Origin of the sequence: Micrococcus sp. HSID17227 (assembly GCF_003989405.1) — a bacterium.
Taxonomy (GTDB): Bacteria; Actinomycetota; Actinomycetes; order Actinomycetales; family Micrococcaceae; genus Micrococcus; species Micrococcus luteus.
The window spans coordinates 1-4,029 of record NZ_RBLN01000191.1 but is presented as its reverse complement, the minus strand read 5'-3'; the positions used below and the strand labels follow the sequence as shown (position 1 = coordinate 4,029).

At 73.8% G+C, this 4,029-nt stretch carries 4 protein-coding genes and 2 pseudogenes; 3 read left to right on the top strand and 3 right to left on the bottom strand.

What is annotated here, in order from left to right; genetic code table 11:
- The 3 genes and pseudogenes from D8M29_RS09175 to D8M29_RS14535 form a co-directional block, all read left to right on the top strand.
- Positions 1-526: isochorismatase family protein (locus D8M29_RS09175; RefSeq protein WP_127445919.1), on the top strand; the 526-nt coding region annotated here is incomplete at its 5' end.
- Positions 527-587: 61 nt separating this feature from the next.
- Positions 588-839, top strand: a pseudogene (locus D8M29_RS14540) (GNAT family N-acetyltransferase); the annotation flags it as partial.
- Positions 840-922: 83 nt separating this feature from the next.
- Positions 923-1,048, top strand: a complete 126-nt coding sequence (locus tag D8M29_RS14535) for a hypothetical protein (protein WP_370450160.1) — start codon at positions 923-925, stop codon at positions 1,046-1,048.
- Between the two features lie 53 nt (positions 1,049-1,101).
- Here the strand turns inward: D8M29_RS14535 and D8M29_RS09165 are convergent, their stop codons facing one another.
- The 3 genes and pseudogenes from D8M29_RS09165 to D8M29_RS09155 all read right to left on the bottom strand — a co-directional run.
- Positions 1,102-2,922: a DEAD/DEAH box helicase gene (locus D8M29_RS09165; protein WP_080695020.1), complete on the bottom strand. Its 1,821-nt coding sequence runs from the start codon at positions 2,920-2,922 to the stop codon at positions 1,102-1,104.
- A complete protein-coding gene (locus D8M29_RS09160; protein WP_036334986.1) occupies positions 2,915-3,253 on the bottom strand; it encodes a DUF3039 domain-containing protein in 339 nt (112 codons plus the stop codon). Before D8M29_RS09160 ends, D8M29_RS09165 begins: the two co-directional genes overlap by 8 nt.
- Before the next feature lie 23 nt (positions 3,254-3,276).
- Positions 3,277-4,029 (bottom strand): annotated as a pseudogene (locus D8M29_RS09155) (Tat (twin-arginine translocation) pathway signal sequence); the annotation flags it as partial.

The window sequence follows — 4,029 nt, the reverse complement described above, 5'->3', positions numbered from 1 at the left end:
CGACTGGCACGTCGACCCGGGCACGCACTTCGCCGCGGCCACCGGCGCCGAGCCGGATTTCCGCACCACCTGGCCGGTGCACTGTGTGGCCGGCACCGCCGGCGCCGAGCTGCATCCCGACCTGGACGCCGAGCACCTCGACGCCGAGTTCCTCAAGGGCCTGCACACGGACGCCTACTCCGGCTTCGACGGCGCCCTCGGCGAGCCCGACGCCGTCCCGACCGGGGCCGCGGGCGAGCGCCCCTCCGGGACCGTCGGCCCGTACGGGGCCACCGCCGTGGCCGCGGCCGCCATCGAGGCCGGTGCCCCCGGCCTCGACGAGTGGCTCCGCGAGCAGGGCGTGGACGCCATCACCGTGGTGGGCATCGCCACCGATCACTGCGTGCGCGCCACCGTGCTCGACGCCCTCGACACCGGCTACGAGGTCACGGTGCTGACCGACCTGGTGGCCGGCGTCGACGAGGCGGCCGCCCAGGCCGCGCTCCACGAGATGGAGGCCGCCGGGGCCATCCTGGCGACCTCGTGAGCGGGTTCGGCCCCGGCGGGCGTGCCGGAGCCGGTGCCCGACGCAGACGAGGAGAGCAGCCATGACCGACTCCCCCATCGCCGCAGACCGGGACGGCATCCGCTACCTCTCCGGAGCGATCCCGGCCGCCGACGACGTCCGCGCCCTCTACGACGCCGTGGGCTGGTCCGCCTCCACGGCGGACATGGACACGCTCATGGGCGGGCTGCAGGGTTCGGCCACCGTGGTGACCGCCTTCGACGGCGGCCGTCTGGTCGGCCTGGCCCGCGTGGTCTCCGACGGACACACCATCGCCTACCTGCAGGACATCCTCGTGCATCCGGTGCACCAGCGCCGCGGCATCGCCTCCGAGCTGCTGCGCCACGTCTTCGCCGGTACGGCCATGTCCGTCAGCACGTGCTGCTCACGGACACCGAGGAGCGCCAGCGCGCCTTCTACGAGACCCATGGCTTCCGCGAGTCCCGTGACGTGGAGGGCGACGAGCTGCGCGCCTTCGTGCGCGTCCAGTCCCGGGACGGCTGAACCCGGCGCTCAGGTCGGCACGGCCCGCCGGCGCCCGCCGCGCCCGACGGACCTCAGGCCCGGCCGACGAACCACCCGCGCAGGGTGCTCAGCCGCTTCTCCAGCTGCTCGCGGGAGGCCTGGGCCACGGCGGGGCCGCCGGAGATCTCCCGCAGGCGGTTGTGGATCACCCCGTGCGGCTGGCCGGAACGGGCCGCCCAGGCGGACACCGTCTTGGACAGCTCGGAGCGCAGCTCCTTCATCCGCCGGTGGTCCACGACGTCGGCGGGCTCGGCCGCCTGCGCACGCGGCCGGCGCTGGATCTGCTCGGCCTGCCGCTGCCGCAGCAGGGCGGAGACCTGCTCGGCGTCCAGCAGGCCCGGGATGCCGAGGAAGTCCTGCTCCTCCTCCGAGCCGACGGCGCCGCCGAGGCCGAACTCGCCGCCGTCGAAGAGCACCTTGTCGAAGCTCGCCCGGGACTCGAGGGCCTCGAACTTCTCCCGCGTCAGCGCGTCCGAGCCGCTCTCGGCCCGGTTGGCCTCCGCGATGAGGTCCTCCTCGGGGGCGTCCTCGAGGTCCTCGACCTCGACGGCGCCCTCCTTGCGGTCCAGCGCGTGGTCCCGCTCGAGCTCCATCTCGTTGGCCAGCAGCATGAGCGCGGGCACGGACGGCAGGAACACCGAGGCGGTCTCCCCACGCCGGCGGGAGCGCACGAAGCGGCCCACGGCCTGGGCGAAGAACAGGGGCGTGGACGTGGACGTGGCGTACACGCCCACGCACAGGCGGGGCACGTCCACGCCCTCGGACACCATGCGCACCGCCACCATCCACCGCTCGTCCGACGCGGCGAACTTCTCGATGCGATCCGAGGCGCCCTTGTCGTCCGAGAGGATCACGGCCGGCCGCTGGCCGGTCAGCGCCTCGAGCTGCGCGGCGTACGCGCGCGCGTCCTGGTGGTCCGAGGCGATCACGAGGCCGCCGGCGTCGGGCACGTTGCGGCGCACCTCGCTGAGCCGCCGGTCGGCCGCGCGCAGCACGGACGGGATCCACTCGCCCGCCGGGTCCAGCGCGGTGCGCCAGGCGGAGGCGGTGATGTCCTTCGTGGCGGCCTCGCCGAGCTGAGCCTCCATGACCTCGCCGGTGGAGGTCTTCCAGCGCATCTGCCCGGAGTAGGCCATGAAGATCACCGGGCGCACCACGTGGTCCCGCAGCGCCGGGCCGTAGCCGTACGTGTAGTCCGCCTTCGACCGCTCGATGCCGTCCTGGCCGAGCTCGTAGCGGACGAAGGGGATGGAGGCGGTATCCGAGCGGAAGGGGGTGCCGGTCAGGGACAGACGCCGCGTGGCCGGCTCGAACGCCTCACGGATGCCCTCGCCCCAGCTCAGGGCGTCGCCGCCGTGGTGGATCTCGTCCAGGATCACCAGCGTCTTGGCGGCCTCGGTGCGGTTGCGGTGCAGGACGGGCTTGTTCGCCACCTGGGCGTACGTCAGCGCCACCCCGCGGTACTCGGCACCGTGCCGCCCGTCCGCGTTCTTGAAGTTCGGGTCGATCGCGATGCCCACACGCGCGGCGTTGTCCGCCCACTGACGCTTGAGGTGGTCCGTGGGCGCGACGACGGTCAGCCGCTGCACGACGCCGGAGTCCATCAGGATCTTGGCCACGCGCAGCGCGAACGTCGTCTTGCCCGCGCCGGGGGTCGCGACCGCCAGGAAGTCCTGCGGGGCGGTCTGGAGGTAGCGCTCCAGCGCCTCCTGCTGCCACTGGCGCAGCTTGGGGGCCGTCCCCCACGCCGCGCGCTCGGGCATGGCGGGGGGAAGGTCCTCGCCGATGTGGAACAGGTCGTGCTGGACGCTGCCGTCCAGGGTGCCGCTCGTCAGGGAGCGGCCGTCAGCCACGGCCGCGGCCTCCGAACCAGCCACCGCGCTTGCCGCCGCCGTCGCCGCCGTCCTGCGGCTCGCGCAGGCCCTCGTAGATCTCCTTGCACGTGGGGCACACGGGGAACTTGTTCGGGTCCCGGCCCGGCACCCACACCTTGCCGCACAGGGCGATCACGGGGGCGCCGGTGACGGCGGACTCCGTGATCTTCTCCTTGCGGACGTAGTGGGCGAAGCGCTCGTGGTCGCCCGGCTCGATCTCCTGGCGCAGCTCCTCACGCTCGAGGACGGACGTGCCGCCGCCGGCGGGCGCGAAGGGGTCGTTCAGGTCGGGTTCGCCGGTCACACTCATGCGGGCCAGTCTAGCCGCGCCCCTCAGAAGGCGGCCACGGCCTGGTAGGTCTCGGCCTGCGCGCGGTCGTACCAGCGCGCCCCCAGGCGCACACCCAGCCACAGCGCGACGGCGCCCCACGCGAACCCGAGGGCCACCGTCACCCAGCCCCACACGGCGGCCCCGGTGACGAGCCAGACGACGAAGGGCGCCAGGAACGGCACCGCGAGCGCGAGGCTCACCAGCAGCGAGGCGCCCTGGACGAGCATCGTGCGCATGGCCGCGCCCTGCGGCGTCTTGAACGGGCTGTCTCCCGGCTTCGGCACGGGGTACACGAAACGGGCGGAGACGAGTGCGGACAGCCCGGCGGTCGTCCCGAACAGGCCAAGGGCCAGGCCCAGCATCGGCGCCAGGAGGGACCAGTCCCCCGCCGCCGCCACCGTCGCCGTCGTCACGAGGAGGATCATCGGCACGCCCCAGCCCGCCAGGCCCAGGACGCGGCCCCAGCGGTCGTCCACGCCCCGCACGCCCGAGACGACGTGCAGGTGGAACGCCGTGTGGTCGTAGGCGATGTCCGCGGAGATCGAGTAGGCCAGGGACCAGGCGGTGATCGGCCCGAGGACCAGCAGCAGGCCCAGTCCGGGACCCCCCTCCGCGGCCATGCCCCCGGTGAACCACAGCAGGACAGCCATGAGGGGGATGATGATGAGCCCGGCCGCGTACCGCGGGTCGGTCAGCCAGTAGCGCTGGGCGCGGGCCGCGATCGCGGTGCGCGGGCCCGTGGCCCGTCGGCCCAA